Raw genomic sequence first — 26,808 nt, 5'->3', positions numbered from 1 at the left:
TCCTTAGAAGCCCTTAAATGGATTAGGACCGATTTGTCTAATTTTCTCCATAAATTCATTTACTATATCAGGAATTCTCCAGTACTCATCAATTGCTACCTCATACATCTGAACTCGGTCTGATTCAAGTTGAAGTCTGTCAAGAGTCTCCTGAACCTTACCAAGTCTGTATTTGGCAAGCTCACTGCCTTTTGCAAAATGACACTGATAGTTTTCGCCAAATTTACATCCGAGCAGTAACATTCCGTCCACACCTCTTGAAAGAGCATCAGCAATCCAGACAAGGTTCATAGAGCCGAGGCACCTTAGTTGAATAAATCTCAATGCAGGGTCAAGTTTGAGTCTGTGAAATGCTGCTGTCTCTGTTGCAGGAAATGCGTCATTTTCACAGCAAAGCACTATAATACGAGGTCTTTCATCTTCACTCGGTACAGAAACATTCTTAAGCATTGAACCAATCATATCCACGCTGTAGTCTTTGAATGAAACTATTCTTTCTGGACATGCACCCATACAGGTCCCACATCTACGGCATCTGTTTGGTTTATAGAATGGAATGCCTTTTTCATCCTCATCAATTGCACCAAAGGGGCACTCCTCTGTGCAGCGCTTGCAGGCTGTACACTTTGAAAGATTTGGTTCAGGATAAGAAGTATCCCATGCTCTTGGATGAACAGCCATTCCCTTTGCAACATGTTCAATGCATTGAATTGCTTTTAATGCTGCACCACGGGCATCTTCCTGAGATTCAGCCATATTCATAGGTTGACGCACTGGTCCAACCGCGTATATACCTGTCCTACGGGTTTCATACTGGAAACAGATAAAATTAGAATCAACAAAACCAAATCCACCCTCAAGGAAAGGAAGTTCAGGTCCTTGACGATATCCAAGATTAAGAATGAATTCCGGTTTTTTGGTTGTCTCAATATATTTTGCCTTTGCTTCATCACCTTTTGCTGCAGCCTCTGCGAGTCCAATAAGATAATCCTGCGGTTCTTTTGTTGTTGGGACCATTCCAGTGGCAAGAACAACCATTTCTGCTTCTATTTCAGCTTTTTCGCCAATTAAAGAGTCTTCCACAGTAACAATCAATTTATCCCATTCTTCTCTAATTCCTGTAACTTCTCCTTTGGCAAGCATAACTCCAGGTGTATTCTGAGCTTCTTTGTAATAATATTCAAGCTTTCCTGGAGTACGAATATCTTTGTAAATAACCATTGCTATAGCGTCAGGATTACCATCTGTAACATATCTTGCCTGCTTAAGTGTTGTAGCACAGCACATTCCTGAACAATATGGAATATGCTCAGGGTCTCTCTGCCCTGCACACTGAACAAAAAGAACAGATTTAACAACTCTGTGATCAGAAGGTCTCTTGATTACACCATTGTTATTTTTTGCAATTTCTTCAAACTCAAAATTAGTGACTACATCCTTGAACTTACCGTATCCATATTTCTTGGCAAGTTTTTTAGCATCATAGGGTTTCCATCCTGTTGCCTGAATTATAGCACCAATTTTAATGGTTTCTGTAGAGTCTCCTTTACGAATGGTTACATCAAAATCACCGGGTTGTCCATCAATTCTTTCAATTTTTGACGATGTATAAACCTTTATTTTTGGATTTGATGTAACTTCATTTATAAGTGGCTCAAGATTAACATCTCCGAGAACTCCCTTTGTAAAATCATCTGTTGGCACTCTTTTGTAAAGTTTTCTTGCAAAACCTCCAAGCTCAGCCTCCTTTTCAACAAGAACAACATCATATCCAGCACGAGCTGCCTCTATCGCTGCTGTCATTCCTGAGATTCCACCACCTACTACGAGAATTGATTTAGCAATTTCAATAATGTAGGGCTCTGGAATATCTCCTTTTTGAGCCTTTATAACTCCCATTTTAATGTAATCTTCCGCTGCAAGCTGTTTTTCAGCATCATCCTCTATTGCCCAGACAGCAAGCTCCCTAAGAGGAACTCTCTCTACAAAGCAACCAGGAAAGGTAAATTCATAGGTTTTAACTCTTGGAGAGCATCCTGCTATAACGATGCTGTTTACTCCCTGCTCAGCAATGTCTTGTTTTATTAATTTAATACCTTCTTTGCTGCATAAAACATCATGCTCAGCTACTACTGGAACTCTTAATGCATTTTTTGCTATATTTACAATCTTTTCCGTGTTAATTACTTCACCTATACCACAGCCTTTGCAGATATATAGTCCTATTTTCTTTTCCATAGATTACCTCCTTACTCCAGTCTGAATTGCCTTGAGGGCTGCAGCTGTGGCATCCTTTCCACAACCTGCTACATCCATTGGAGCTTTTGCACAACCTGCAGAATATAAGCCGTCAGAGTCAACCACAAATCCATCTATTGCGTACTTGAGCCCTGGAACTTTTATTTCAAAGCCCTCTGGCTGCATTCCTGTGGCAAGAACTACCATATCTACTTTTTTCCTGATTTTTTCTCCACTGAGCATATCTTCTGCAGTTACAATAACATCATCTGAATCCTTATCCTGCTGGACTTCAGCAACTTTTCCTTTGATAAGATTAACTCCTGTTTGTTCTTTAACTTGATTGAAAAACTTCTCATATCTGCCCGGAGTTCTTATGTCAATGTAAAAGATTGTAACCTCAGCATCAGGATTTTGCTCTTTTATATACAGCGTGTGCTTCAGAGAAGCAAGACAGCAGATGTATGAACAGAAGGGAAGATGATTTTCGTCTCTGCTTCCAGCGCATTGAACAAAGGCAACACTCTCAACAGGCTTTCCATCAGATGGTCTTAAAATCTGTCCCTGGGTAGGCCCATTTTTAGAAGCGAGTCTTTCAAGCATCATGTTTGTTATAACATTTTTAACCTTTCCAAATCCGAGATTATCTATCTTTGAAGCATCATAAGGCTTCCAACCTGTTGCGACAATTATTGAGTTAACTTTAATTTCAATTGTCTGAGGTTGCATATTAAGGTCTATTGCATTATATTTACAGGCATCCACACAGGGAGCTGCACAATCCTTTGGACATGCTGTTCTGTCAATGACATATCTAAGAGGAAAAGCCTGTTCAAACGGCAGATAAATAGCTTTAGTCTTGTTCAATCCAAAGTTGAAATCATTATCTCTTTCAGCTGGACAAACTTCTGCACAGGCATTGCAGGCTGTACAGTTTTCATTTACATAACGAGGATTCAATTTTATTGTTACTGTATAATCTCCTGGTCCACCACTAATTGATGTAACCTCTGCCATGGTGTAGAATGTTACTGCTGGATTAACTTTTATACGCCTGAAATTAATCTCAAGACCACACATTGGTGGACAGATTTTTGGAAAGTATTTATTCAACTGAGTAACTCTTCCGCCGAGATAAGGATTTTTCTCAACAATTATAACCTCTGCTCCTGTCTCGGCAGCCTCAATACCTGCAGTTAACCCACTGAATCCTCCACCAATTACCAAGATGCGGTTTGTTTCAGCGCTCATCGGTAGCCTCCTTTAAATAAATTCTTAAACACAAAAATTCGTAATACAGCTTTGACTGCATTACGAATTTTTATAATCATCTCTTTTCAATGTTTAAAATTAAAGGGAGGGGGATAATCCCCTCCCAAATCTGACTCTGTATTAGTCTGGGAATATCTGGACGTATGGGACTTTCTTAAGTGTAAATGTATCAGTAGCTGGATCATAAACTGAGTTGACAAAAGCACGCCAGTTGTTATCATCAACAAAGTCAAAGTCTCCTCTGTAGTAATAGCCAGGATAACGGGATTCTTCTCTAAAGAGAATGTGTCTTGCATGAGCTTCAAGTGAGAGTGTTCTGTGTACATTCTCCCAGCAACGGAGAAGCTCATGGAGATTTGCTGCAGCCAGTCTTGAAGCATCCTCTTTGAGAACCTGAAGCTTCCTAAGACCTTCCTCAATCATTGTCTTAGAGGTCATATACCATGTTCCAACTCCACCAAAGTACTCATCAGCAATCTTCTGGAGTCTTGCCTGATACATATCGGGCTTGATGTAGTATGGATTAACTTTTGGATCTGTTGAGTAGGTCTTATATTTTTCATAAAGCTCAAATGGCAGATACAGCTCTGCTGCCAGAGCATTTGGATCTTCTGCTATTGTTGGTGTGTATCCTGAATTATCAAGTATGAAGGCAATTGCTGCTTTTGCAGCAATTCTTCCCTCTGCATGTGAACCTGAGGAGAACTTATGTCCTGATGCACCAACAATATCACCAGCCATGAAAAGACCATTAACTGTGCTCATTCTATTATAGCCCCAGAACCACTCTGCTGGTGCACCGGGGATGTCACCAGGTCCGCTTACCCAGAATCCTGCACAGCCAGCATGTGAGCCAAGGAGATAAGGCTCTGTTGGCATAATTTCAGATGGAACCTTATCAGGCTCTACATTATAGGCTGCCCACAATCCTGCCTGACCAATGCACATGTCAAGGAAGTCTTCCCATGCTTCTGCTTCAAGGTGTTTGAGTCTCTTTGCATCCATCTGCTTTGCAAGTTCCTGCATTGCAGTGTGGGTATTCATAAGAATAGGTCCTCTACCCTGTTTCATAGCCTGCATCATCAGATGGTTTCTAATAGCAGTTCCTAAAGCCTCTGCCCATTTTCCATATTTCTTCACAGCATCCTGAAATTCTGGAGTATCCTTAGCGCAGTAGTCATTTCCAAGGGAGTCGCTTGCCTTTGCTTTAAAGAAGAGGAACCATGCACCAACTGGACCATATCCATCTTTGAATCTTGCAGGAACGAATCTATTTTCCATCATTGTCAATTCAGCACCAACAGTAATACCAAGGTAATATCCAGAACCAGAGTTCCATACTGGATACCATGCTCTTCCCATTCCTTCTCTGGTTGATCTTGGTCTGAAAACATTAACTGCACCACCGCAGGCTGCAAGAATAGCCTTTGCTTTGAAGAGATAAATTTTGTTTTCTCTTACGCTAAAGCCTATTGCACCTGCTACTCTGTTAGGCTCTTTTGCATCTTTAAGAAGTTTAACTATAAATACTCTCTCATATATATTCTGAGCCTGTCCAGTTGCTTTTCTGTTAAATTCAAGAGCAGCTTTAGCAGCCTCTGCAACTATAACCTTATATGATTCCCCATTGATCATTATCTGCCATTTACCTGAACGGCATGGAACTCCACCATCTTTAAGCTTTGGTTTGCCCTGGTCTCTTGCCTGGAATCCATCAAGCGACCAACCATCATCGCTTTTTTTCCAAATTGGAAGACCCCATTCCTCAAACATATGAACAGAATCATCAACATGTCTGCCAAGGTCATATACAAGGTCTTCTCTGATAATTCCCATCAGGTCTGCACGAACATATTTTACATAGTCAACAACTTTATTTTCACCAATGTAGGTGTTAATAGCGCTAAGACCCATTGCAACTGCACCAGAACGATCCATTGCTGCTTTGTCAACAAGTGTTACTTTAATCCCCTTTGGTGTTGCCCATCTACAAGCTTCAAATGCAGCACCACAAGCAGCCATTCCACCACCAATGATTAGAAAATCTGTTTCAATCTCAACAACATCTGGTCTCTGACAGTATGAAAATGTGCAAGTCTCTTTTTCCATGTTATCCCTCCTTTTTAGTTATTCTTTTCTGGCTTCATAATTAAAGTAGCCAGGTTGTTTAATTTTTGAATAATCAGGCTCAGGAAGTCCTGCATAGATATTGTCAGCATTCCAATAACCCTCTGGTGTAAGTCTGATCGGGAATTTGAATCTTTTAATAGAGCCATTTCTAAATTTAATTGTCCACATAATTGCGTCCTGACCTCTCATTGGAATAACGCTTGCACCGAGAGGACAAAAGTCTGCATAACCTCTTATTTCAATTGCCTGCTGAGGGCAAATCTTTACGCAGTTGTAGCACTCCCAGCACTGGTCAGGCTCCTGATTGTAAGCCTTCATCTTCTCTCTGTCCAAAACCATAAGGTCATTAGGACAAATGTACTGACATGCAGTTTTGTCCTGTGCTTTACAACCATCACACTTCTCTTGAATTACAAAACTTGGCATAGCTTAACCTCCTTTTTTGTTTTATTATGCTGGTTTTTGTACTGGATTCTTTTGTAGTTCCAGTATATCACTTATGTCAATATCGGGAACTGGAAGCTCTCTGTCTTCTTTTGCAATTTCTTCTTTAATTGAAGGGATCTCAGCAACAGCAGCCTCTATTACCTCTGGACCCAAAGATTTTTTCTCTACAATTTTCTTAAATACTAATCTTTTGAATGCAGCAGGAGTCTCTTCAATAAATCCTCTTGCATCAAATCTTGCTTTTGAAAACTGCTCAATAACTTTCTGCCCGAGTTCATCAGAAACCTCAATCACAAGACGCTTTAATGCTCCACCAAAAATTGGCTCAACTTTTTCCTCTAAGGGAGTTCCCTTTATAGCTGCCAATCTTTTTTCATCAATTATTACGCCAAAATACTTAGCCATCTTTCACCTCCTTTATTTTTTTAAGTGAGCTGGGAGTTCCATATGAGGGAGATCAACCTCAAGTCTTTCTTCCCTCTCTTTTAGATACTTCTCATTATTAAATGGATATCCAAATTTCTGCCACCATTTTACAACAACCTTGTAAACTTCAGGTCTATAAATCTGTGGTGGTGGTGTTACGCCTTCGTTTATAAGTCCTCTGATAAAGCTTCCAGAGTATCTTGAGTATATACCCTTATGATTACAATTACCAGAATATGCAAATTCAAGGCATTTTGGACAATACCAGAATTCTGCAATGTTCTGAGGCCTTATATAAAATCCACCTTCCACTGCATATGGTGGAGCATCAAAACCAAAGCTTGGAATACCTTTAGACCATAGAATTTGAGTTGCGTAAATATCATAATACTCACCCAATGCAGCATGGTCTCTTCCAAACATATGGAAGGAAATTCCCATATTCTGTCTGATTACTGCATGAATGAGAGATTCAATTGGATTTCCATATCTCATATCCCATAGTGTAAAGGTTACAAGATGACGCTCAGGTTTAATATAGCCAGCAAGATGAATCATTTCATGGCCTTCAACGATTGCTTCATCAGGAAAATCTCCAATTCTTTTTGCACCAACTATTGCATTGACAACAATACCATGAGAAGGTTCTATATCACCGATATATGCTGCATTTTTCATCAATGCTTCATGACCTGTATGGGGGACATTTCTTGTCTGATGTGCTATAACAGTGGTCCATCCCCTTTTCTCAAACTCTTCTCTTGCTCTCTTTGGTGGATACCAGAATCTGTCAAATGGTGGTCTGATTTTTGGTTCATTTATTATTGTGTATTTTCCAGCAAGAATAATAGGATTTAATGAGCAGTAAATATTATACCCCGTGTGCTTCTGGTCAAAGGGAAATTTTACAACCTCAGGATTTTTCTCAGGTGTTCCAAAGGTTCTTACAGCAACATCACCTGGCACGATTTCATAAACTTCTTCAATTTCAAGAATTGCAAAGGGTTCTCCCTTAAGTCTCAAGAGAAGCCAATCACCTGGTCCAACTTTAAGCTTTTTAAAGTCTTCCTCTGAAATGTCAAAAAGAATTGGATAGGGGAAAACCCAACCGCTGGTAAGTCTTCTCTTTTCAAGAACACTTTCCAAGTCAGCCTTTGTCATTGAGCCTTCAACAGGGCTGAAAAATCCATAACATACAGACATTATTTCCCTGTAAACATTTCTTACAGGATTGCCCTTAAAAAGGGTTGGCTTAATGTCATAAACTGCAGAGCACTTCTCCATTAGTTTTCTTGCCATCTCAGGGTCACGAACAACTCTCTCCACAAGTTTTCCACCATGTGGCGGTGGCAGTGTTTTAATTCTTACATCTGGCATACCTTTCCCTCCTTATTTAATTTTTTCTAAGATTGCACAGATACTGCTAAATATCTCATCTATGCTACCTGTGCCTGATACAGTTTTAAGAATTCCTTTTTTTGAATAGTAATCAATTAATGGTTCTGTTTGAGCCCTGTAAACTTCAAGTCTTTTTCTAATAGTTTCCTCTTTATCATCATCTCTCTGAAAAAGCTCTCCACCACATTTGTCACACTTGCCATCAACTTTTGGTGGAGAGAAATAGATATTGTACATCTGCCCACAGGACTTACAAGTTCTTCTACCTGTAAGCCTTTTCATTAAATCATCAAAAGGAACATCAAGGTTGAGTGCTAAATCTAACGGAATGTTCATTTCAGCAAGCATCTTGTCAAGGGCTTCAGCCTGAGCAACATTTCTTGGAAAGCCATCAAGAATAAAACCTTTTTTGCAATCATCCTGTGCAAGCCTTTCCTTTACCATCCCGAGAACAACTGAATCTGGAACAAGCTCACCTTTATCCATGTATGCCTTTGCTTCCTTTCCAAGAGGCGTTCCTTGAGCAACTGCTGCTCTTAAAAGATCTCCCGTTGATATCTGAGGAATTCCGTATTTTTCCACCAATTTTTTTGCCTGCGTTCCTTTTCCTGCTCCTGGAGCACCTAAGAATACTAATCTCACTTTTTCCTCCTTTTGAGATTAAAATTAACTTTTGGTTTATAATTTAACCTATTATTGCTTAAAAAGCAACTTAAATTTTATAATTTTGCAATAAGTTTTCCTTATAAATTTGTCGTTAGTTTTATCAAAAATTCTCTTAATTTATCAAGTGCCTCTTTGCGATGACTTATTTTATCCTTTTCATGAGGTAACATCTGAGCAAAAGTTACTGAACTGCCTTCAGGTATGAAAACGGGATCGTATCCAAAACCATAGCTTCCTTTTGGAGTCTCTGTAATTTTACCTTTCACATAACCCCAAAATAAATATTCTTTTGAATTCGGAAAAACCAGAGCAATGCAACATACAAATTGAGCAGTCCTTTCTTCCAGAGGAATTCCTTCTAATTCTTTTAAAAGTTTTTTAATATTATCCTCATCAGTTGCATTTTCTCCTGCATATCTCGCTGACCTTACTCCTGGAGCACCTCCTAATGCATCCACCACAAGACCTGAATCATCAGCCAAAGCAGGCAAGCCTGTTTTCTGGCATACATATCGTGCTTTTTTTAAAGCGTTTTCCTGAAAAGTTAGTCCATCTTCTACAACTTCTTCAAGTTCTGGAAAATCGTTAATTGAAAGAAGTTCTATATTAAGATCTTTAAGAATTCTCCCTAACTCTTCTGTCTTTTTTTTATTTCTTGAAGCAATTACAATCTGCATTTGACAAACCATGTTTATTTAAGGTATATTAAAATTATCGCGGGGTGGAGCAGTCTGGTAGCTCGTCGGGCTCATAACCCGAAGGTCAGAGGTTCAAATCCTCTCCCCGCAATTTAATCAAACAAAGCTTCAACAAACTCTTTAGGGTTAAACTCCTTTAAATCATCAATTCCTTCGCCTATACCGATTAATTTAACAGGAATGCCTATCTCTTTTTTTATCCCGAAAATAACCCCACCCTTTGCTGTTCCATCAAGCTTCGTAACAACCACACCTGTTAATCCTAAGGCTTCATTAAACAGACAAGCCTGCCTTATTGCATTCTGCCCTGTTGTAGCATCTAATATGAGCAAAATTTCATGGGGTGCTTCAGGAATTGATTTTTTTATAACTCTGTTGATTTTTTTTAACTCTTCCATTAATGGTTGCTTTGTATGAAGTCTTCCTGCTGTATCTATAATCACTATGTCCTTTTTTTTTGCTCTGGCATGCTGCACTGCATCAAAAACAACAGCAGCTGGGTCTGCACCACTTTTATGTTTGACAATATCAGCTCCTACTCTGTTTGCCCATATTTCAAGCTGTTGTATAGCTGCAGCTCTAAAGGTATCTGCAGCAGCAAAAACAACAGATTTACCTTCACTTATGAATTTATAACCCAGCTTCCCAATAGTTGTAGTTTTTCCAACTCCATTTACTCCAACAACCATGATTACTGCAGGTTTTGAGGATAAATTTAGACTGGTTCCGTTTTCAAGAATTTTATAAAGCTCATTTTTAAGTAGAGATTTGAGGTCGCTGTAGTCTTTTAATGCTCCTTCTTTTACCTTTTTTCTTAGAATAGATGTAATTTGTTCTGTTGCCTGTATACCAACATCAGAGGATATTAAAATCTCCTCTATTTCTTCTATTGTTGTTTCATCAATTTTTTTACCTACTGGAACAACAGCCTCAATTTTTTCAACAATATGTTGCTTTGTCTTGCTTAATTTTTCCTTGAGTTTGTCAAATAAACCCATTAAGGTCTCCTAAACTCTACAAGAAGTTCATCTTTTTTCTTTGTAATACGATATTTAAGAGGCTTTTTAAGGGTTATATTGAGTATAATTTTGTTTTCTTTTTCAGATAAAGAAACTTCCTTTATAAAATCTGATTCAATTTTTATCGGTGCTTCTAATTTATTTTTAACAGGATAAACTTCTAATGAAACTGACATAATTTTTCCTTCTTTTTTTGTTTTTGGATAATATCCACCGTATTTATCCACATTTGGTATAAAAAGAGTGATGGAGGAACTATTTTTTGTTTCAACAAGAGAGATATTTTTAAGTTCTAAAATCTGATCTTTACTGACAATTCTTTTTTTAGTTTTTGCTTTTTTTACTTCTCTTTTTTCAACTATTTTCTTCTTTGGTTTTTCTATTTTCTTTTCTTCAGCAATTTTAATTTCTCTTGAAGGAATCTCTTTTTCTTCTGTTGTTGCAAAGATATTAAATTTTTCTGCCCTATCATACATCACTTCAACAGTAGCAACTCCATTAATAAATTCTGATGGAGGAACTTTATTAGGAGTAAGAGTACCTGAACCTGATGATTTTAATATAACTGTACTGCCATACAAATTGTAATTGGACATAACTTTGTCAAGATGATTATAAGCAATAATTTTTATTTTGAATTTCTGCCCTGCAATAATTGTCTCAGGTGATATGATTTCAAATCTTTTTACTTTCGGTGGAACAATTTTTACAACACCACTTTCTCCTCTTATTGAACTGTCATTGGCAACTTTAACTACTATTTTTATATCCTCAGCTCTATCATAGCGAAGGCTAATTTTAGCTTTTCCATCTGAAAAGGCATAAGATGATAACTCAGAAGGAAAGATATAACCTTTGCCTTGTGCTTCTATTATTATTTTTTCTTTTTGTGTTGCAAAATCTTTAACAAAATTATTGAATTTATCAATAGCCAATATGGTTATATCAAAAGGTTCATTAACAACAGCGCTTTCAGGTGCATTAACAATAAAAGAATTTACAGGACCATTTAAAATCTCTATTTTTTCACCTTTACCTGTGATTTTTTTATTCAATAAATCTGCTTCAATTTGGAAAATTCCAATTTTTTCTGAAAAAAGTTTTACTCTCACATTACAGCTTTCAGGTATATACTGAATTTCTTTTATCTGAGGAGACACATCACCCTTAAAAAATAAATTCAAATCCTTAGGTTCAAAATCTTTACAAACAACATTACCAAAACGATCTTTACCTGAAATCCATACTTCAAAATCACTACCAGCTTTTGCTGAAGCAGGCACTTTTATATTAAGATTAGATATCTCTGCTGGCAGAATTTTTATCTTTTTTTCAATAATGGGGAAAGGACTATTAATTTCATAAAGTGAAATCACAACTTCTTCTGCCTTCTCATCCTTAAATCTAATTGCCAGACCTGACTGAGTTATTTCACTTGACTTAAATTGAGAAGGTGATATCATAGCTGAGCCTGTTACAGTTAATTTATATTCTTTAAGGCTTTCAGCAGGCATGGTAACAGGATTACCAAAGGCATCAAATGCTATGATAAATATTTTATATTCATTACCAGCTGTCAATACATCCGGGACATCAAACTGAAAATGATCAAAAGTTCCTGGTTTAGCAATAATTTCTGCATGAGTTAATGATATACAGTAAAAAAATAACAAAAAAATAATAAAATTCAACCAACAACTCACCCTTACAATTTTATTACCCATTTTACCCTCCTCTGTAAATTTCTATTTTCACATTTTGCTTTATCAACAAATTTTATTGTATCCTATCATAATTGTTTATATTAAAAAGAGGCAAGTGCTAATATATTATAGAATATTTAAAATAAAAATAGAACAATAAAAATGATTAATAATCAATCAAAACATGGTAATATTTTTTTCAGGAGCATTGCTAAGTTAATTGACTTACTGATTATTGCAGCCCTGTGGAAAATTTTTCATGAAGGAGGATTTTTTATAGGAATTTTTTATTTACTAATAAGTGATGGTTTATTTAAAGGTTGCAGTATTGGAAAAAAATTTTTAAGGCTGAAAGTTATTAACACAGACAGACAGAGTAAAGCAGATTTTAGAGACTCCATAGTTAGAAATTTACCTTTAGCTTTATCAGTATTTTTTTTACTGATACCAATTATTGGCTGGATAATTTGCGTTGCATTGTTTGCCTTTGAATTTACACTTATTGTCGGTGATCCAGATGCTAAAAGATTAGGTGATTACATGGCTAAAACTTCAGTCATAGAAGAATAAATCTAAAATATTTTAAAATAATAATTAAATCTATATCAGGGAGGACAATGGTGTTTCTTCAAAAAATAGTAGGAAAATTTTCTAATGACCTGGCAATTGACCTCGGAACAGCAAATACTCTGGTTTATGTAAAAGGTAGAGGAATTGTATGCGATGAACCCTCCGTTGTTGTTGTAAGAAGAGACAGCAAGAAAGTGGTTGCTGTTGGCACTGAGGCAAAAGAAATGATGGGTAAAACTCCATCCAATATTATCACAATAAAACCTCTTAAAGATGGCGTTATAGCTGATTTTGACGCAACAGGACAAATGCTTAAGTATTTTATTACAAAAGCTCATAATAGAAAATGTTTTATTTCACCAAGAATTATAATTGGAGTGCCTTCAGGTATAACTCAGGTTGAACAAAGAGCTGTTAAAGATGCTGCAATTGCTTCAGGTGCCAGAGAAGTTTATCTTATAGAAGAACCTATGGCTGCAGCAATAGGAGTTGGACTTCCTGTAGGTGAACCTTCTGGCAATATGATAGTTGACATAGGAGGTGGAACCACAGATGTTGCTGTAATTTCTCTTGATGGCATTGTCTGTTCAAAGGCAGTAAAGGTCGGGGGAGATAAAATGGATGAAGCAATAATAGCCTACATCAAAAGAAAATATAACTTAATGATAGGAGAAAGAACTGCTGAACTAATTAAAATAAATATTGGTAGTGCTTATCCTATGAATTCTGACAGAACAATGGAAATTAAAGGAAGAGACTTAATAACAGGAATTCCAAAAGCAATAACTGTTACTGAGGAAGAAATCAGAGAAGCTTTACAGGAGCCTATATCTATTATTCTTGATACAATAAAAGTTACCTTAGAAAACACACCTCCTGAGCTTGCCTCTGATATAGCAGACAAAGGAATAGTTCTGGCTGGTGGAGGAGCTTTATTGAGAGGATTAGATATCCTTATAAGAGAACATACAGGAGTCCCTGTGATAATTCCTGAAGATCCGCTAAAGGCTGTTGTTAAAGGATGCGGTGCAATGCTTGACAAGCTTGACCTTCTCAAAAGAGTTTCTCTTAATGTTAACTGATGATAAAAAAAACAACAACTTTAATTATAATTGGCATATGTGTAATATCTTTTTTTCTTGTAAGCTACCAATCTAGGGGGCTAATCAGTTTTGGTAAAATTGATTTTTCGCCTATCATTTCACCTGTGCAATCTTTAAAAAATTTTTTTTCTGAGATTTTATATCTCAAAGAAGAAAATAGAAAATTAAAAGAAAAACTATATCAAATGACTTTAGAACAGAAATCTTATAATGAGCTTATTTTAGAAAATCAAAGACTAAAAGAACTACTAAATCTGAAAGAAAAAAATAAAGAAATCGTAACAATAGCCAAAGTAATACGAGCTGGATCAAATAAATTCCTTAAAACTATCTGGATAAATAAAGGAGCTAACCACGGGATAAAGACAGGAATGCCTGCAATAACACTAAATGGATTAGTAGGAAAGGTGATTTTTACCTCTTCGAATTTTTCAGAAATACTTTTGCTGACTGATCCAAACTTTTCTGTTGCTGTTAGAGTTGAAAGAACTCGCTCAGAAGGTATAGTAAGCGGGACAGGGACAAGTCTGTGTGCTCTTAAATATATTCCTTTAGAAGAAGATATAATGGTTGGAGACAGATTAATTACCTCTGGAACAGATGGCATTTTTCCTGAAGGAATTAAAGTGGGAGTAGTAAAAAAAATTAGCAAAAAAGGATTTTTCCAAAATATAGAAGTTATTCCATATCAGTCAGATTCAAAAATCGAAGAAGTGGCGATAATCAAAAGTTTAACATGAAATCTGTAATTAAATGGTTCATATTCATATTTTTTACCTTTTTTGTTGAACAGGCTTTTACAATTGGCAACATAAATTTCAATTTCTCCTTTTTATTGATTTATCTTTTTGTTATACATTATTTTTTCCCAAAGGTAGAACAAAAAAAAATCGCACCTTCAGAAACTTTACCTGTGTTATTTTTTGTAACTGTTGGGGCAGTAGAAGATCTTTTTCAAGGAATAGTTGGTCCTGCAATCATATCTAAAACAATTACAGGTGTTTTATTAATTATCCTGGTCAGGCAACTCTTTTTTCACTGGACTGAAACTTTCAAAGCTTTGGTCATTTTCATTTTTACCTTAATAGACGAGGTTATCTATAGTTCGATTATGATATATTTTTTTAATTTTAGTGTAAATCTTCAACTTTTTAAAGCTTTATTTATAAAAGGACTTATCAATGTGCCAATAGGTTTGCTCTTGAGTTGGAGAAAGCCATGAGAAAAAAGGACTATATATTTGCCACTATGATTTTTTTAATATTTATTATAATTCTGCTAAGGCTCTGGCAACTTCAGATACTTAATACAGAGAAGTATAAAAAACTTGCTGAACAAAATAGAATTAGAATAATAAAAATACCTGCTCCACGGGGAATTATTTATGATAGAAATGGCATACCGCTGGTTGAAAATATTCCTTCTTTTGCTGTTTCAATTTCTCCTGAATATGCATATAAAGTTGACATAAATATTTTAGCTAAAATTCTTAACCTATCAGCAGAAGAAATAGAAAAAAAGCTCAGTAAGAAATATGAAAGTATTTATATGCCTATTAGAATAAAGGAAGATTTGACATTTAAAGAAATTGCCATGCTGGAAGCAAGGCGTTCAGAACTGCCAGGCTTAATAATAGAAACAGAAATAAAAAGGCACTATCCCTTTGGTCCTGCAACAGCTCATTTATTAGGATATCTCGGTAAAATCACTGAAGAACAAATAAAAGATAACCTCCAATATAAAAATTTGCCTTCCTATTTCATGGTAGGACAAACAGGATTGGAAAAAATATTTGATGACAAACTAAGGGGAACTCCTGGAGAAAAAATCGTAGAGGTTGACGCTCTGGGCAGGGAATTGAGACTCATAAAAGAATCACCTCCTGTAAAAGGTGAAGATATTTATTTAACAATTGATGCTTTACTTCAGGAGTCAGCCTACAAATCTCTGGAAACTCTAACAGGAGCTTTTGTTGCAATAAAACCCGATACAGGAGAAATATTAGCATTAGTGAGTTCTCCATCCTTTGATCCAAATATATTTGTAGAGGGTGTTCCACAACATTACTGGAATGAATTAATAAATAATCCACAAAATCCTTTGCTTAACAGGGTAATTCAAGGATTGTATGCTCCTGGGTCAACCTTCAAAGTAATTACTGCACTGGCTGGACTTGAAGAAGGAGTTATAACTCCTGATAAAGTACTGGTAAACTGCACTGGAGGTATAAGTTTTGGAGCCTGGACATTTGGATGCTGGAAAAAAGGAGGACATGGGCCTGTCAACCTCAGAAAAGCTCTTGTTGAATCTTGTGATGTTTATTTTTATGAACTTGGCAGAATTCTCGGAATAAAGAAAATACATAAATATGCTACCTTGTTAGGTCTGGGTAGTCCTACAGGATTTAATTCAGATGAAAAAGCAGGATTAGTTCCAGATGATGAATGGAAAAAAAATGTCAAAAAAGCTTCATGGTTTTTAGGAGATACATTTAATACTTCCATTGGACAGGGATTTTTGAAAGTAACTCCACTGCAGATGGCTCGAGTTATGGCTATAATAGTAAATGAAGGGGTCAAGGTGACTCCTTACATAATCAGAGGTAATGAGGCTAAAAAGGAAAATTTGAATCTTAATCCTAAAAATCTTGAAATAATTAAAAAAGCATTATCAGCAGTGGTAAATGAACCAGAAGGAACAGCTTCAGGAGCTCGTTCTTATATTATAAAGTTTGGCGGCAAAACAGGAACAGTTCAGGTAATTAGCAAAAAATTGAAAGAAAAAGTATCATATAAAAATATTGAACACCATGCATGGTTTATTGGATTTGCTCCAACGGACAATCCTGAAATGGCTTTTTCCTTAATTGTTGAACATGGAGGAAGTGGAGGAGCAGTAGCAGCACCTGTAGCAAAAAACATTCTTGAAGGATACATTCTTAAAAAGAGGCAACTAAATGTTAAAAATTGATAGAAGGCTGATTAGCTATTTTGACTGGATTACTTTTGCTATAGTTTTTTTTATATGCATTCTCGGTATATTAACAATTTATAGTGCCACAAGACCACCTCTTGATGAGGGAGAACAACCTCCTTTTTATGTTAAACAATTAATATGGCTTGCAATAGCCACATTAACTTTGATTGCTTTTGTAACCTTTGACTATATCAAGCTAAAAAATTTCTGGCTAATCTTTTATATAATAGGAATTTTACTTCTTATTATTGTTCTTTTTACAGGTAAAACAGCAATGGGTGCAAAAAGGTGGATAAATCTTGGATTTTTTTCATTTCAGCCTTCAGAAGTATTTAAAATAATCTTTATCATAAGTATTTCAGCCTTTCTGGAAGACAAACAATCTCCTCTATCAATAAAGGATACTCTGAAGGCATTACTCATTTTTGGAATAATACCATTTTCGCTCATTATTAAACAGCCTGACCTTGGAACAGCAGTGTTGCTTTTTGCAATTACATTTATAATGATTATTTATAAAGGGCTTCCTGTAAGATTGCTTATTCTTCTTCTTTCTATATTTATTATTTCAATATTTTTTTTATGGGAAATTTTGTGGGAAGGACTGAAGGAATATCAGAAAAATAGATTAATTGCTTTTATTGACCCGAGCATAGATCCAAAAGGAATTGGTTACAACATTATGCAATCAGTAATTACAGTAGGCTCTGGTGGACTTTTTGGCAAAGGATTTCTTGAAGGTACACAGGGACCTTTAAAATTTCTTCCGGAAAGACATACTGACTTTATTTTTCCTATTTTTGCAGAAGAATGGGGATTTATAGGATGCTTCATACTTTTAACGCTTTATTTTACACTTTTTATCAGATGCTGGAAAACCTCAATAATTGCTAAGGATGAGTTTGGAAAACTTCTTTCAATAGGTTTTACTTCAATTTTTGTTTTATACTTTTTCATAAATATTGGAATGACTCTTGGAATCATGCCAGTAGTAGGAATTCCTTTACCATTTATGAGTTATGGTGGAACAACATTAGTTGCTAATTTTATAGGAATTGCTTTAGTAATAAATGTTAGAATGAGAAGATTTGAATTATTCTATCCATAGGAGGAAAACATGAAAATTATTGAAGGAAAACTTGATGCGCAGGGACTAAAATTTGGAATCGTTGTAAGCAGATTCAATGAATTTATTACTTCACGCCTTCTTGAAGGTGCTATTGATGCTTTAATAAGGCACGGAGCACAGCAGACAGACATTGAGATTGTGAGAGTTCCTGGTTCATTTGAAATTCCCATAATTGCAAAAAAATTAGCTCAAACTGGTAAATTCCATGCAATTGTCTGTCTTGGCACATTGATCAGAGGTGCAACTCCTCATTTTGACTACATCGCTGCTGAAGTATCAAAAGGAATTGCCCTTGTTGGATTAGAAACAGGTATTCCTGTTTCATTCGGAGTAATTACAGCTGATACTATTGAACAGGCAATAGAAAGAGCTGGTTCAAAATCAGGGAATAAAGGATGGGATGCAGCTATGGTAGCCATTGAAATGGCAAGAGTTATGGAAGAGTTGAAATAGCCTTAGAAATCAGGTAAAAATGAAGAGAAGAAAAGCAAGGGAATATGTTTTACAATTTTTATATGCCTGTGAAATGAATGAAAATACAAGGAAAATGTGTGATTATAATTTATTGCAGGAAGAAATTGAAAAATTCTGGGAAAGAAATAATGAAGAACAGGATCATGATATAAAAACATTTGCAAATCAATTGATAGAAGGAACAATTGAAAACATTGATGTTATTGATAAAACAATTCAAAAATATACTGAAAAATGGCATTTAGAAAGAATTATACCGATTGACAAAAATATTTTAAGATTTTCAATTTATGAAATATTATTTCGTCATGATATACCCTATCAGGTCACAATAAATGAAGCAGTGGAGATAGCAAAAAAATATTCCACAAAAGAAAGTGCTGCCTTTATTAATGGGATTCTTGATAAAGTAGCAAAAAAAGAACTCTCTCATTCTGAATCTGCTCACAAATATATTGACAAAATTAATTTTGAAAAACTATAATTTATTGTTTTTTTGGGCAGAAAATGAAAGTTGAACAATATAAAATACTTGAAAAATCAAAAATTAATGATTTCATAAACTCTTTAATTTCTTTTTCCAAAGTGGCTGCACCTGTTTATAAGGGATTTAAAAATTATACTTTTCAAGAAATAAAATCTGCTGATGAAGTGAGTCTTAAATATATTCCAACAATAATTCCACCAAAGAAATATTTTATGCCACAGAAAGAAACCTTGTTAAAGTTTGATGTAAAAGAGGATTTAAAAATTGAACCTGCTGTTGACTATGAAAATTTAATCCTTTTTGGTGTCCATACTTGTGATATAGCTGGAATAAAATGCCTTAATATGGTTCTTTCAGACAAACCTAAAGACACTGGCTATTTAATAAGAAAAAAACATATAACAATAATAGGGCTTGAGTGTAATGATTATTGCGATGAGTATGCAAGCTGTTCATTTGTTGGTGCCCATATACCAACAACAGGATATGATTTGATGTTTACAGAACTTGGGGATTATTTTATAGTTCACATTCATTCTTCAAAAGGCTCTGATATAATTGAGAAAACAGAGTTATTTAAACCTGCAGAGGAATTTCATATAAAAGAACTTAAAGCCTTGAGAGAGAAAAAACTAAAAATATTTAATAACGAAGTTCCAACAGAAAGAAGATATCTTCCAGACCTTTTTGACCGTTCCTTTAATGCATCTGTATGGAAAGAGCTTGAACAGAGGTGTCTTAGTTGCGGAAACTGCACAGCAGTATGCCCTACATGTTACTGCTTTGATATAAAAGAAGAAGTTGATTTAAGTCTTGAGGCAGGTGAAAGATACAGAGTGTGGTTTTCCTGTCAACTTGATCCTTTTGCAAAGGTTGCAGGTGGAATAGATTTTCGCAGAGAGCGTTCAGCAAGACAGAGACATAGATTTTACAGAAAATTCAGATATCATATTGACCGTTATGGTATGGTTTTTTGTACAGGCTGTGGAAGATGCTCCAGAACATGTATGGCAAAAATTAATCTTAAAGAAGTTTTGACATCTCTCATAAAGGAGTCAGAGACAAAAATATGGCGCAAGTGGTTATAAAGGATTCACCCTATAATCTAAAAAAAGCAAGAATTCTGGATATAAAACCTCTCACAGAAAAGGAAAAACTTTTCAAAATAGCTTTTGAAAATAGCACATGGCTTGATTTTGAACCAGGTCAATTCATAATGGTCTCTTTAATGGGAATAGGTGAAATTCCTGTATCTGTATGTTCTTCTCCTCTTAACAGGGAATACTTTGAAATATGCGTAAGAGCAGTTGGAAAAGTCACAAACTCTCTTCATAAATTAAATGCTGGAGACATTATCGGAGTTAGAGGTCCTTATGGGAATGGATTCCCAATAAAAATGATTGAAGGACACGATCTATTAATAATAGCTGGGGGGTTAGGACTTGCACCGCTGAGATCATTGATACTTTATGCAATTGATAACCGTAGAGATTTCGGCGAAATACATATACTTTTTGGATGCAAAACCCCTGGAGAGCTTCTTTTTGCCGATGAAATTGAAGACTGGAGTAAAAGGCTTGATATACACTTTGCCTGTACTGTTGACAGAGCAGACCCTGACTGGAAAGGAAATGTAGGACTGATTACCTCACTAATCCCTGGAGTTGATATTGATCCTGTGAGGACCTATGCTGCAGTTGTAGGACCTCCTGTTATGTATAAGTTCGTAATAAAAGAGCTTCTTGCAAAGGGATTACCAATTGATCAGATTTTGCTCAGTTTTGAAAGACATATGAAATGCGGGATGGGTAAATGTGGAAGGTGCCAGATTCAAAATCTTTATTGCTGTAAAGATGGTCCTGTTTTCACTTTTAAAGAAATAATGGATATGGCAGAGGCACTCTGATGAGTAAACCAAAAGTTGCATTTTTTGATTTTGCCTGCTGTGAAGGATGTCAGCTTCAGGTGGCAAACATAGGTGAACCACTGATTGATGTTCTTGATATTGTCCAAGTTGTTGAATTCAGAGAAGTAATGTCTGAAAAGTGGGATGGAGAGTTTGATGTAGCCTTTGTTGAAGGAAGCATTACAGATGAACATGCTGTGCAGAGAGTTAAAAAAATAAGAGAGCGCAGCAAAATTCTTGTTGCTCTCGGCTCCTGTGCCACAATTGGTGGTATTAATGGAATGAAAAACTCCTTTCAGCTTGAAGAAGTGGGTAAATATGTTTATGGAGAGTCATATAAATTTTTCCCTACCATTCATACAAAAGCTGTGCATCAGGTTGTAAAGGTAGATTATTTTATTAATGGATGTCCCATTTACCAGCCAGAATTTCTTACTGTTGTTAAATGCATACTTCAGGGAATACCCTATTATGTGCCTGAGTATCCTGTTTGCGTTGAATGCAAACTAAATGAAAATATCTGCATGTATGATAGAGGACTTACCTGTATGGGACCTGTTACAAAGGCAGGATGTAACTCATGGTGTATTAATAATGGCAATATCTGCTATGGTTGTAGAGGACTTACAATTAATCCAAATATAGAGGGTTTCAAAGAAGTTCTTAAAAAATACAATATACCTGAAGATTTTTTAATAAAAAAAATAGAGATGTATAACAAGTGCAAGGAGCTTGATAAATCGTGACTCAAAACATTAGTATTAATGTTAATTATCTAACCCGTGTTGAAGGACACGGAAACATTGTAGTTGAAGTTAAAGATGGAAAGCTCGAAATTTGCCGACTTGAAATCGTTGAGTCTCCAAGATTTTTTGAGGCATTCCTGAGAGGTCGTTCCATTTATGAAGCACCTCACATAACCTGTAGAATCTGTGGAATCTGTTCATGTGGACACACTCTTGCATCAATTCAGGCAGCTGAGGACGCCCTGGGAATAAAACCAACTGAGCAGACCACACTTTTAAGAAAGCTTCTACTTCATTATGAACAGCTTGACAGCCACATTCTTCATATATATCTTCTCGTTGCTCCAGACCTTGTTGGTGTTCCAAGTTTTGTTCCTCTTATAAAATCTAACCCTGATTTTGTAAGAAGAGCACTTAGAATGAAAAGGCTCTGCAATGAACTGTGTGACATACTTGTTGGAAGGCATGTTCATCCAATCAGTGCGGTTATTGGTGGATTTACAAAACTTCCAAACCCAGGTGATCTTGAAGAGATGCATAAAAGGCTTCTGGAGCTAAAGCACGATGTGGAGGCTACTGTTGAACTTTTCAGTAAACTCACTTTCCCAGAGTTTGAAAGAGACACAGAGTATGTAGCACTTATTAACGATGAAGATGAGTATCCACTGCTATACGGAGATATTGGTTCAACAGATGGATACAGAGTGAGCAAATATGAATATAAAAATGTTACAAATGAATTCATTGTTCCCTATGCAACTGCTAAAAGAACTCGTTGGCATAGAGAGTCATATGCTGTGGGAGCACTTGCGAGATTTAATCTAAATCATGAAAAGCTTCATCCAAAAGCAAAGCAAGCAGCCACGGTTTTGAATCTGAAACCAAAATGCATAAATCCCTATTTTAATACCGTAGCTCAGATTGTTGAGTGTGTTCATTGTGTTGAAGATGCCATAAGAATTGTAGAGCTTCTTTGGCAAAAGGGAATAAACTATGATGAGATAATTGTTCCTGATATAAATGAGCTTGGTAAACTTCCACAGCGTGCTGGAGAAGGAGTTGGTGTTGTTGAAGCTCCACGTGGATTGTTGATTCATCACTATGAGTGCGATGAAAGAGGAATATTTAGAAATGCAAACTGTGTTATTCCCACAAATCAAAATACACACAACATAGAGCTTGACATGTTAAAGCTCGTTCCAGAAATCATAAACCAGTCTCAAGAAGAGATAACACTTGCCCTTGAAATGCTTGTAAGAGCTTATGACCCTTGCATCTCTTGCTCAGTTCACATGGTTAAGGTTAATTTTAAATAATTTTATCTATCAGTGCTGCGATCTCACTTGCTAAACTGTTTTTTGCGAACTCTAAAAAAGGTTTGCATGCTTTCACTGAAGCTAAAATTTCTTCTGAAAATGGAATTTTGCCACAAACTTCAATGCCTAAATGTTCAAGCTCTTTAACCATCTGTGAACTCATTTCATCATTCAAATCATATTTATTTATAACAACCTTAACAGGCACCTTAAAATGCTTTGCAAGCTCTATCAATCTTTTAAGATCATGCATTCCTGAGAGGGTTGGCTCTGTTACTGCAATAGCAAGATCAACACCTGTCATTGAAGCCATAACAGGACAGCCAACCCCAGGAGGTCCATCAATTACTATATACTCAGCTTTTTCTATCTGCGCAATCTCTTTTGCAAGCTCTCTAAGCTTTGTAACAAGCTTCCCTGAATTTTCCTGTGCTATGCCAAGCTGAGCATGAACAAGGGTGCCATATTTTGTTTCAGATACAAAATACTGACCTGAAACTCTGTCCTTAAGGAGTATGGCCTTTTCAGGACATACATAGCTACAGATTGTGCAACCCTCACAGGAAAGTTCCTCAACTTGAAAATCATTGTCTATTGCGTCAAATTTACAAACTTCTTTACATACTCCACACTGAATACATTTAGTCTTATCTATCAGGGCAATCTTTCCTCCTATGAAATCATGAGCTTGTTTTATTTGCGGATGTAAAAGTAAATGAAGATTTGCAGCATCTACATCGCAGTCTACTAAAACTTTATTATGTAAAGCAGTTGCAAGACATCCTGTAAAAAATGTCTTCCCTGTTCCACCTTTTCCACTTATTACCAAAATCTGTTTCATAGGTTTTCCTTTATATCTTTATAAATTTTCTGAAAAATCTCTTTATATTGAGGCATTGCTTTTACAAGGGGAATGCCTTTTGAATAAGTTTCTGCTATTTCTCTGTTAAAAGGAATCTTCAGTAAAACATGGATTTTATTTTTTCTGCAAAATTCTTCTATAAGCTGATCATCTCCACTTTTGTTTATAATAACGCCTGATTTAATCTTTAAAGCTCTGGTTGCCTCATAGGCAAGCTCAAGATCATGGAGCCCAAAAGGAGTTGGCTCTGTAACAAGAATACAGAAATCAGAGCCTTTAACAGCTGCTACAGCAGGGCATGATGTTCCTGGAGGTGCATCAATTATTGTAATTTTATCTGGCTTTATAAATTTCTTTGCTTCTTCAATTATCTTAGGGGCAAGAACTTCTGAAATATTAAGCTTTCCCTCAATAAATTCAACATTTTCTCTGCTATCCACTATGATTTCTCCGATTGTTCTATAGTCTTCTTGCATTGCTTTTTCAGGACATAGCAAAATACATCCTTCACATCCATGACACAGTTGAGGAAAAAGTAAAACATCTCCATGATCGTCAAACTTTATCACTGACAAAGCATTATAAGCACAAATCTGACTACAGTATCCGCAAAGGGAACACTTATTTTTGTTAACTTGAGGGATAAGGGTTTTTACCTCAATCTTTTCTTTTATTTCTGGATTTAAAAAAAGCCTCGCATTTGGTTCTTCAACATCACAATCAATTATCTGAGAGTTTTCAATGCTTAATGCCAAAGATACAGCAATTGTTGTCTTTCCTGTTCCACCTTTTCCACTTGCCACTGAAATTACCATTTTTTTATCTCCATGCATACAAAACCTGGTAATTCTTCAAAATTTTTTATGTCTATTTCCTCAGGTTCTTCAGGCTCAGGATTCTGAAAGGAAAAATTTTTCAATGTTCCAAAGACTTTTTCAGTTTTTAAACAGCATTGAGAGAGTATTTCCTGAAACTCAGTGAAATGATAAAATTTTGCAAATCTGTAAAAGGGATGTCCCTGTCTTTTCTTTTCTTCATATAATTTGCCTAAATAAGAATCAAGAAAGATTTCTCCAACAATTATACTACCGTTGTCTTTTAAGACTCTTTTTGCTTCATTAAGTGCAAGGAAAACATTTTCAACAAAAGGAAGAGTTACAATAAACATTACACAGGAAAAAGTTTTGTCCCTGAAAGGTAAAACCTCTGCCTTTGCTCTTGCCACTGGAATTCCTCTCAGTTTTGCTATTTTAAGTGGAGAGAATGCTTTATCAACTCCTGTAACATTTTTGGATAAAACAGCGAATCTTCCTGTCCCAACTCCTACTTCAAGAATTCTATCTTTACAACTGCCAAGAAACTTTTGAATACATTTTGCTTCATTTTCATATATAATCTTTCCCTTTTCTGAGTCATACCACTTGTCATACTCAGTAACATAAGATTCAAAAGGATTAGACATAGTCACAGGATCCTCCAATATAAATATGGCTTCCCACTCCTACTTCTATAAAACCTTTACCAAATGCTTTTTTGAAAAGCGATCTTGCAAGATCTCCTGTGCAATGAGAAGGTGCAATGTATTTTATTCCTTCATTTTTAAGAAATTTTATTATATCAGCTATTTCATCCTCCTTTTTATCCTTAAGATGTAACCCTCCTATAACTGCAAATATTTTATCATTAACTATTTGATGAGCTTTATCTATGATTTCCTTTATTCCTGGATGAGCACAGCCTGTAACAATTACTAAACCACTGCCTGTATCTATAACAAGGGATATCTCTTTTATCTTTTCTCCAAGCTCACCTGTAAGATAAACTCCATTCATTATCTCAAGAGGCTCAGAGTCTACTTTGTAGATTTTTGCTGAGGGCAATGATTTTTTTATCTCTTCATACAGTGATGCACCCACATAAATTTCAGCTTTATTGCTAATTGTTGCAATCTCTTTTAAGCCACCTGAATGATCCTTATGAAAATGAGAGATAATAATTCTTGTAATTCTGTCAGGCTTTATCCCTGCTCGTTGGATGTTTCTAAGCAATTTTTCTCCATCTGCTCCTGTATCAAAAAGAATTCCACCGTAGGCTTTTTTTACAAAACAGCTGTATCCCCATCCTGTTTCAAACCCTTCCTCTTGAGGATAATTATCAAAAAGAACAGTCAAGTCAATTATCATACTTTTAAGATTTCCGTAATTTTGTTAATTATATTTGAGAAAGCCTCTGCAGGCTTGCTATTCGGATAATAAATCATTACAGGCTTTCCATCATCTCCAGCTTCAACAATTGCTGGATCAATTGGAATTTTACCAAGAAATGGCACTTTGTATTCCTGCGCAAGCTTTTCTGCTCCACCAGTTTTAAATATTTCTACAGTATTACCACAATAAGGGCACACAAATCCGCTCATATTTTCAACTATCCCAAGTACAGGAATTGAGCCTTCAAGACAAAATTTTATTGACCTGCGAACATCAGCTAAGGCAACATCCTGTGGTGTAGCAACAATAACTGCTCCGTCAACCTTGTCAAGAAGCTGAACAATTGATATTATTTCATCTCCTGTTCCTGGAGGAGAGTCAACAACTAAATAATCAAGCGCTCCCCAGCGAACATCGGTCAAGAATTGCTCAATCATCCTGTGTTTTAAAGGCCCACGCCATACAACAGGAGTATCTTTTTCTTCAAGGAAGAAACCAATTGAAATCACTTGAAGATTATCATACATTTTTATGGGAAAAAGCCCCATATCAGTTATAAGCGGAGGGAATCCTTGCAAGCCAAGCATGTTTGGAATATTCGGCCCATGAATGTCAATGTCAAGCAATCCCACATGATAGCCCTTTTGTGACAGTCCTACAGCAAGATTTGTTGAAACAGTGCTTTTGCCAACTCCTCCTTTACCTGAAAGAACTAAAATTTTCTTTTTGATTGCAGAAACAGTTGCCTTTAAGGCAATATCCTTTTTAATTTCCTGTCTTTCATCGCACTGGCAGCTTTCCTTTTTCTCTGTCATTTACCCTCCTCCTGAAGTTTATTTATTACATCTATTATTTTACCATGAGCTTCAAGAACTTTTATTCCTGCTGCTTTTATAACTCTTTCTGCACCTGGTCCTATTTTGCCAGTAATTAAAGCTTTAACGCCTTTTGATGCAACAAACTGACCTGCCTGCGTGCCTGCTCCCTGCTGAGCATCCCTCCACAGATTCTCAACTGCTTCATACTGCATTGTAT

27 protein-coding genes and 1 tRNA gene are annotated in these 26,808 nt (G+C 35.9%); 12 read left to right on the top strand and 16 right to left on the bottom strand.

Going from position 1 to position 26,808, the window contains the following annotated elements:
• Positions 1–3: 3 nt before the first annotated feature.
• The 8 genes from ACP5O9_RS01845 to ACP5O9_RS01810 form a co-directional block, all read right to left on the bottom strand.
• Positions 4–2,238, bottom strand: a complete 2,235-nt coding sequence (locus ACP5O9_RS01845) for an FAD-dependent oxidoreductase (protein WP_428723331.1) — start codon at positions 2,236–2,238, stop codon at positions 4–6.
• Between the two features lie 3 nt (positions 2,239–2,241).
• Complete coding sequence (locus ACP5O9_RS01840; protein ID WP_424904799.1) at positions 2,242–3,489, bottom strand: FAD-dependent oxidoreductase; 1,248 nt, start codon at positions 3,487–3,489, stop codon at positions 2,242–2,244.
• Between the two features lie 141 nt (positions 3,490–3,630).
• Positions 3,631–5,619, bottom strand: coding sequence for an adenylyl-sulfate reductase subunit alpha (gene aprA / locus ACP5O9_RS01835; protein WP_428723330.1), 1,989 nt, complete (start codon positions 5,617–5,619; stop codon positions 3,631–3,633).
• Positions 5,620–5,637: 18 nt separating this feature from the next.
• A complete protein-coding gene (gene aprB / locus ACP5O9_RS01830) occupies positions 5,638–6,066 on the bottom strand; it encodes an adenylyl-sulfate reductase subunit beta (RefSeq protein WP_353686612.1) in 429 nt (142 codons plus the stop codon).
• A gap of 24 nt (positions 6,067–6,090) precedes the next feature.
• Positions 6,091–6,492 carry a DUF6955 family protein gene (locus ACP5O9_RS01825; RefSeq protein ID WP_353686611.1) on the bottom strand — a complete coding sequence of 134 codons (402 nt, stop codon included), beginning with the start codon at positions 6,490–6,492 and terminating at the stop codon, positions 6,091–6,093.
• 12 nt (positions 6,493–6,504) lie between these two features.
• Positions 6,505–7,890: a sulfate adenylyltransferase gene (gene sat / locus ACP5O9_RS01820; protein WP_353686610.1), complete on the bottom strand. Its 1,386-nt coding sequence runs from the start codon at positions 7,888–7,890 to the stop codon at positions 6,505–6,507.
• 12 nt (positions 7,891–7,902) lie between these two features.
• Positions 7,903–8,553 (bottom strand): adenylate kinase, encoded by a 651-nt coding sequence (locus ACP5O9_RS01815; RefSeq protein ID WP_353686609.1) that lies wholly within the window; start codon positions 8,551–8,553, stop codon positions 7,903–7,905.
• A 101-nt stretch (positions 8,554–8,654) separates the two neighbouring features.
• Positions 8,655–9,254, bottom strand: a complete 600-nt coding sequence (locus ACP5O9_RS01810; RefSeq protein WP_424904797.1) for an XTP/dITP diphosphatase — start codon at positions 9,252–9,254, stop codon at positions 8,655–8,657.
• Between the two features lie 38 nt (positions 9,255–9,292).
• Between ACP5O9_RS01810 and ACP5O9_RS01805 the strand changes: the two genes are divergently transcribed.
• Positions 9,293–9,366 (top strand) — tRNA-Met (locus tag ACP5O9_RS01805).
• Between the two features lies 1 nt (position 9,367).
• Here the strand turns inward: ACP5O9_RS01805 and ftsY are convergent.
• Together ftsY and ACP5O9_RS01795 are read right to left on the bottom strand one after the other, a co-directional pair.
• The gene (gene ftsY, locus ACP5O9_RS01800) at positions 9,368–10,273 is read right to left on the bottom strand and encodes a signal recognition particle-docking protein FtsY (protein WP_428723329.1); all 906 of its coding nucleotides are present in this window, start codon (positions 10,271–10,273) and stop codon (positions 9,368–9,370) included.
• The gene (locus tag ACP5O9_RS01795; protein WP_428723328.1) at positions 10,273–12,018 is read right to left on the bottom strand and encodes a hypothetical protein; all 1,746 of its coding nucleotides are present in this window, start codon (positions 12,016–12,018) and stop codon (positions 10,273–10,275) included. The genes ftsY and ACP5O9_RS01795 overlap by 1 nt, the downstream gene beginning before the upstream one ends.
• 141 nt (positions 12,019–12,159) lie before the next feature.
• On the opposite strand from ACP5O9_RS01795, the gene ACP5O9_RS01790 reads away from it, so the two are divergent.
• The 11 genes from ACP5O9_RS01790 to ACP5O9_RS01740 all read left to right on the top strand — a co-directional run bounded on the left by ACP5O9_RS01790 (position 12,160) and on the right by ACP5O9_RS01740 (position 22,704).
• Positions 12,160–12,567, top strand: coding sequence for an RDD family protein (locus ACP5O9_RS01790; protein WP_353686605.1), 408 nt, complete (start codon positions 12,160–12,162; stop codon positions 12,565–12,567).
• 47 nt (positions 12,568–12,614) lie between these two features.
• Positions 12,615–13,649 carry a rod shape-determining protein gene (locus ACP5O9_RS01785; RefSeq protein ID WP_353686604.1) on the top strand — a complete coding sequence of 345 codons (1,035 nt, stop codon included), beginning with the start codon at positions 12,615–12,617 and terminating at the stop codon, positions 13,647–13,649.
• On the top strand, positions 13,649–14,410 hold the full coding sequence (gene mreC / locus ACP5O9_RS01780; protein WP_353686603.1) for a rod shape-determining protein MreC: 762 nt from the start codon (positions 13,649–13,651) through the stop codon (positions 14,408–14,410). Before ACP5O9_RS01785 ends, mreC begins: the two co-directional genes overlap by 1 nt.
• 478 nt (positions 14,411–14,888) lie before the next feature.
• Positions 14,889–16,640, top strand: a complete 1,752-nt coding sequence (mrdA, locus tag ACP5O9_RS01775) for a penicillin-binding protein 2 (RefSeq protein WP_428723327.1) — start codon at positions 14,889–14,891, stop codon at positions 16,638–16,640.
• Positions 16,627–17,754 (top strand): rod shape-determining protein RodA, encoded by a 1,128-nt coding sequence (rodA, locus tag ACP5O9_RS01770; RefSeq protein ID WP_428723326.1) that lies wholly within the window; start codon positions 16,627–16,629, stop codon positions 17,752–17,754. Before mrdA ends, rodA begins: the two co-directional genes overlap by 14 nt.
• A gap of 9 nt (positions 17,755–17,763) precedes the next feature.
• Entirely contained in the window at positions 17,764–18,228 is a 465-nt protein-coding gene (gene ribH / locus ACP5O9_RS01765) for a 6,7-dimethyl-8-ribityllumazine synthase (RefSeq protein ID WP_353686599.1), read from the top strand.
• Between the two features lie 19 nt (positions 18,229–18,247).
• A complete protein-coding gene (gene nusB, locus ACP5O9_RS01760) occupies positions 18,248–18,733 on the top strand; it encodes a transcription antitermination factor NusB (RefSeq protein ID WP_353686598.1) in 486 nt (161 codons plus the stop codon).
• 23 nt (positions 18,734–18,756) lie between these two features.
• Positions 18,757–19,824, top strand: a complete 1,068-nt coding sequence (locus ACP5O9_RS01755; RefSeq protein WP_428723325.1) for a 4Fe-4S dicluster domain-containing protein — start codon at positions 18,757–18,759, stop codon at positions 19,822–19,824.
• Positions 19,806–20,642, top strand: a complete 837-nt coding sequence (locus ACP5O9_RS01750) for an FAD/NAD(P)-binding protein (protein WP_353686596.1) — start codon at positions 19,806–19,808, stop codon at positions 20,640–20,642. The genes ACP5O9_RS01755 and ACP5O9_RS01750 overlap by 19 nt, the downstream gene beginning before the upstream one ends.
• Positions 20,642–21,388: a cytochrome B gene (locus ACP5O9_RS01745; protein ID WP_353686595.1), complete on the top strand. Its 747-nt coding sequence runs from the start codon at positions 20,642–20,644 to the stop codon at positions 21,386–21,388. The genes ACP5O9_RS01750 and ACP5O9_RS01745 overlap by 1 nt, the downstream gene beginning before the upstream one ends.
• Complete coding sequence (locus ACP5O9_RS01740; RefSeq protein ID WP_428723324.1) at positions 21,385–22,704, top strand: Ni/Fe hydrogenase subunit alpha; 1,320 nt, start codon at positions 21,385–21,387, stop codon at positions 22,702–22,704. Before ACP5O9_RS01745 ends, ACP5O9_RS01740 begins: the two co-directional genes overlap by 4 nt.
• Here ACP5O9_RS01740 and ACP5O9_RS01735 read toward each other — a convergent pair.
• The 6 genes from ACP5O9_RS01735 to ACP5O9_RS01710 all read right to left on the bottom strand — a co-directional run.
• Positions 22,697–23,545, bottom strand: a complete 849-nt coding sequence (locus tag ACP5O9_RS01735) for an ATP-binding protein (RefSeq protein WP_424904790.1) — start codon at positions 23,543–23,545, stop codon at positions 22,697–22,699. The two genes, ACP5O9_RS01740 and ACP5O9_RS01735, sit on opposite strands and share 8 nt — an antisense overlap.
• On the bottom strand, positions 23,542–24,381 hold the full coding sequence (locus ACP5O9_RS01730; RefSeq protein WP_428723323.1) for a P-loop NTPase: 840 nt from the start codon (positions 24,379–24,381) through the stop codon (positions 23,542–23,544). Before ACP5O9_RS01730 ends, ACP5O9_RS01735 begins: the two co-directional genes overlap by 4 nt.
• Positions 24,375–25,028: a class I SAM-dependent methyltransferase gene (locus ACP5O9_RS01725; protein WP_428723322.1), complete on the bottom strand. Its 654-nt coding sequence runs from the start codon at positions 25,026–25,028 to the stop codon at positions 24,375–24,377. Before ACP5O9_RS01725 ends, ACP5O9_RS01730 begins: the two co-directional genes overlap by 7 nt.
• Positions 25,021–25,749, bottom strand: a complete 729-nt coding sequence (locus ACP5O9_RS01720; protein ID WP_424904787.1) for an MBL fold metallo-hydrolase — start codon at positions 25,747–25,749, stop codon at positions 25,021–25,023. Before ACP5O9_RS01720 ends, ACP5O9_RS01725 begins: the two co-directional genes overlap by 8 nt.
• Positions 25,746–26,588: a P-loop NTPase gene (locus tag ACP5O9_RS01715; RefSeq protein WP_428723321.1), complete on the bottom strand. Its 843-nt coding sequence runs from the start codon at positions 26,586–26,588 to the stop codon at positions 25,746–25,748. The genes ACP5O9_RS01720 and ACP5O9_RS01715 overlap by 4 nt, the downstream gene beginning before the upstream one ends.
• Positions 26,585–26,808: NifB/NifX family molybdenum-iron cluster-binding protein (locus tag ACP5O9_RS01710; RefSeq protein WP_428723320.1), on the bottom strand; the 224-nt coding region annotated here is incomplete at its 5' end. The genes ACP5O9_RS01710 and ACP5O9_RS01715, both read right to left, overlap by 4 nt.

The organism is Thermodesulfovibrio sp., assembly GCF_049969575.1.
GTDB lineage: Bacteria > Nitrospirota > Thermodesulfovibrionia > Thermodesulfovibrionales > Thermodesulfovibrionaceae > Thermodesulfovibrio > Thermodesulfovibrio obliviosus.
Note: the sequence above shows the minus strand (reverse complement) of the source record. Positions and strands in the feature narration are given on the sequence as shown.

Bases quoted from the DNA above. Each gene is read 5' to 3' on its own strand.
- ACP5O9_RS01840 (WP_424904799.1), bottom strand. From the start codon at position 3,489: ATGAGCGCTGAAACAAACCGCATCTTGGTAATTGGTGGAGGATTCAGT.
- nusB (WP_353686598.1), top strand. From the start codon at position 18,248: ATGAAGAGAAGAAAAGCAAGGGAATATGTTTTACAATTTTTATATGCC.
- ACP5O9_RS01720 (WP_424904787.1), bottom strand. From the start codon at position 25,749: ATGATAATTGACTTGACTGTTCTTTTTGATAATTATCCTCAAGAGGAA.
- rodA (WP_428723326.1), top strand. From the start codon at position 16,627: ATGTTAAAAATTGATAGAAGGCTGATTAGCTATTTTGACTGGATTACT.
- ACP5O9_RS01735 (WP_424904790.1), bottom strand. From the start codon at position 23,545: ATGAAACAGATTTTGGTAATAAGTGGAAAAGGTGGAACAGGGAAGACA.
- ACP5O9_RS01750 (WP_353686596.1), top strand. From the start codon at position 19,806: ATGGCGCAAGTGGTTATAAAGGATTCACCCTATAATCTAAAAAAAGCA.
- mreC (WP_353686603.1), top strand. From the start codon at position 13,649: ATGATAAAAAAAACAACAACTTTAATTATAATTGGCATATGTGTAATA.
- ftsY (WP_428723329.1), bottom strand. From the start codon at position 10,273: ATGGGTTTATTTGACAAACTCAAGGAAAAATTAAGCAAGACAAAGCAA.
- ACP5O9_RS01785 (WP_353686604.1), top strand. From the start codon at position 12,615: ATGGTGTTTCTTCAAAAAATAGTAGGAAAATTTTCTAATGACCTGGCA.
- ACP5O9_RS01795 (WP_428723328.1), bottom strand. From the start codon at position 12,018: ATGGGTAATAAAATTGTAAGGGTGAGTTGTTGGTTGAATTTTATTATT.
- ACP5O9_RS01755 (WP_428723325.1), top strand. From the start codon at position 18,757: ATGAAAGTTGAACAATATAAAATACTTGAAAAATCAAAAATTAATGAT.
- ACP5O9_RS01725 (WP_428723322.1), bottom strand. From the start codon at position 25,028: ATGTCTAATCCTTTTGAATCTTATGTTACTGAGTATGACAAGTGGTAT.
- ACP5O9_RS01730 (WP_428723323.1), bottom strand. From the start codon at position 24,381: ATGGTAATTTCAGTGGCAAGTGGAAAAGGTGGAACAGGAAAGACAACA.
- ACP5O9_RS01790 (WP_353686605.1), top strand. From the start codon at position 12,160: ATGATTAATAATCAATCAAAACATGGTAATATTTTTTTCAGGAGCATT.
- ribH (WP_353686599.1), top strand. From the start codon at position 17,764: ATGAAAATTATTGAAGGAAAACTTGATGCGCAGGGACTAAAATTTGGA.
- ACP5O9_RS01715 (WP_428723321.1), bottom strand. From the start codon at position 26,588: ATGACAGAGAAAAAGGAAAGCTGCCAGTGCGATGAAAGACAGGAAATT.
- aprB (WP_353686612.1), bottom strand. From the start codon at position 6,066: ATGCCAAGTTTTGTAATTCAAGAGAAGTGTGATGGTTGTAAAGCACAG.
- sat (WP_353686610.1), bottom strand. From the start codon at position 7,890: ATGCCAGATGTAAGAATTAAAACACTGCCACCGCCACATGGTGGAAAA.
- mrdA (WP_428723327.1), top strand. From the start codon at position 14,889: ATGAGAAAAAAGGACTATATATTTGCCACTATGATTTTTTTAATATTT.
- ACP5O9_RS01825 (WP_353686611.1), bottom strand. From the start codon at position 6,492: ATGGCTAAGTATTTTGGCGTAATAATTGATGAAAAAAGATTGGCAGCT.
- aprA (WP_428723330.1), bottom strand. From the start codon at position 5,619: ATGGAAAAAGAGACTTGCACATTTTCATACTGTCAGAGACCAGATGTT.
- ACP5O9_RS01810 (WP_424904797.1), bottom strand. From the start codon at position 9,254: ATGCAGATTGTAATTGCTTCAAGAAATAAAAAAAAGACAGAAGAGTTA.
- ACP5O9_RS01845 (WP_428723331.1), bottom strand. From the start codon at position 2,238: ATGGAAAAGAAAATAGGACTATATATCTGCAAAGGCTGTGGTATAGGT.
- ACP5O9_RS01745 (WP_353686595.1), top strand. From the start codon at position 20,642: ATGAGTAAACCAAAAGTTGCATTTTTTGATTTTGCCTGCTGTGAAGGA.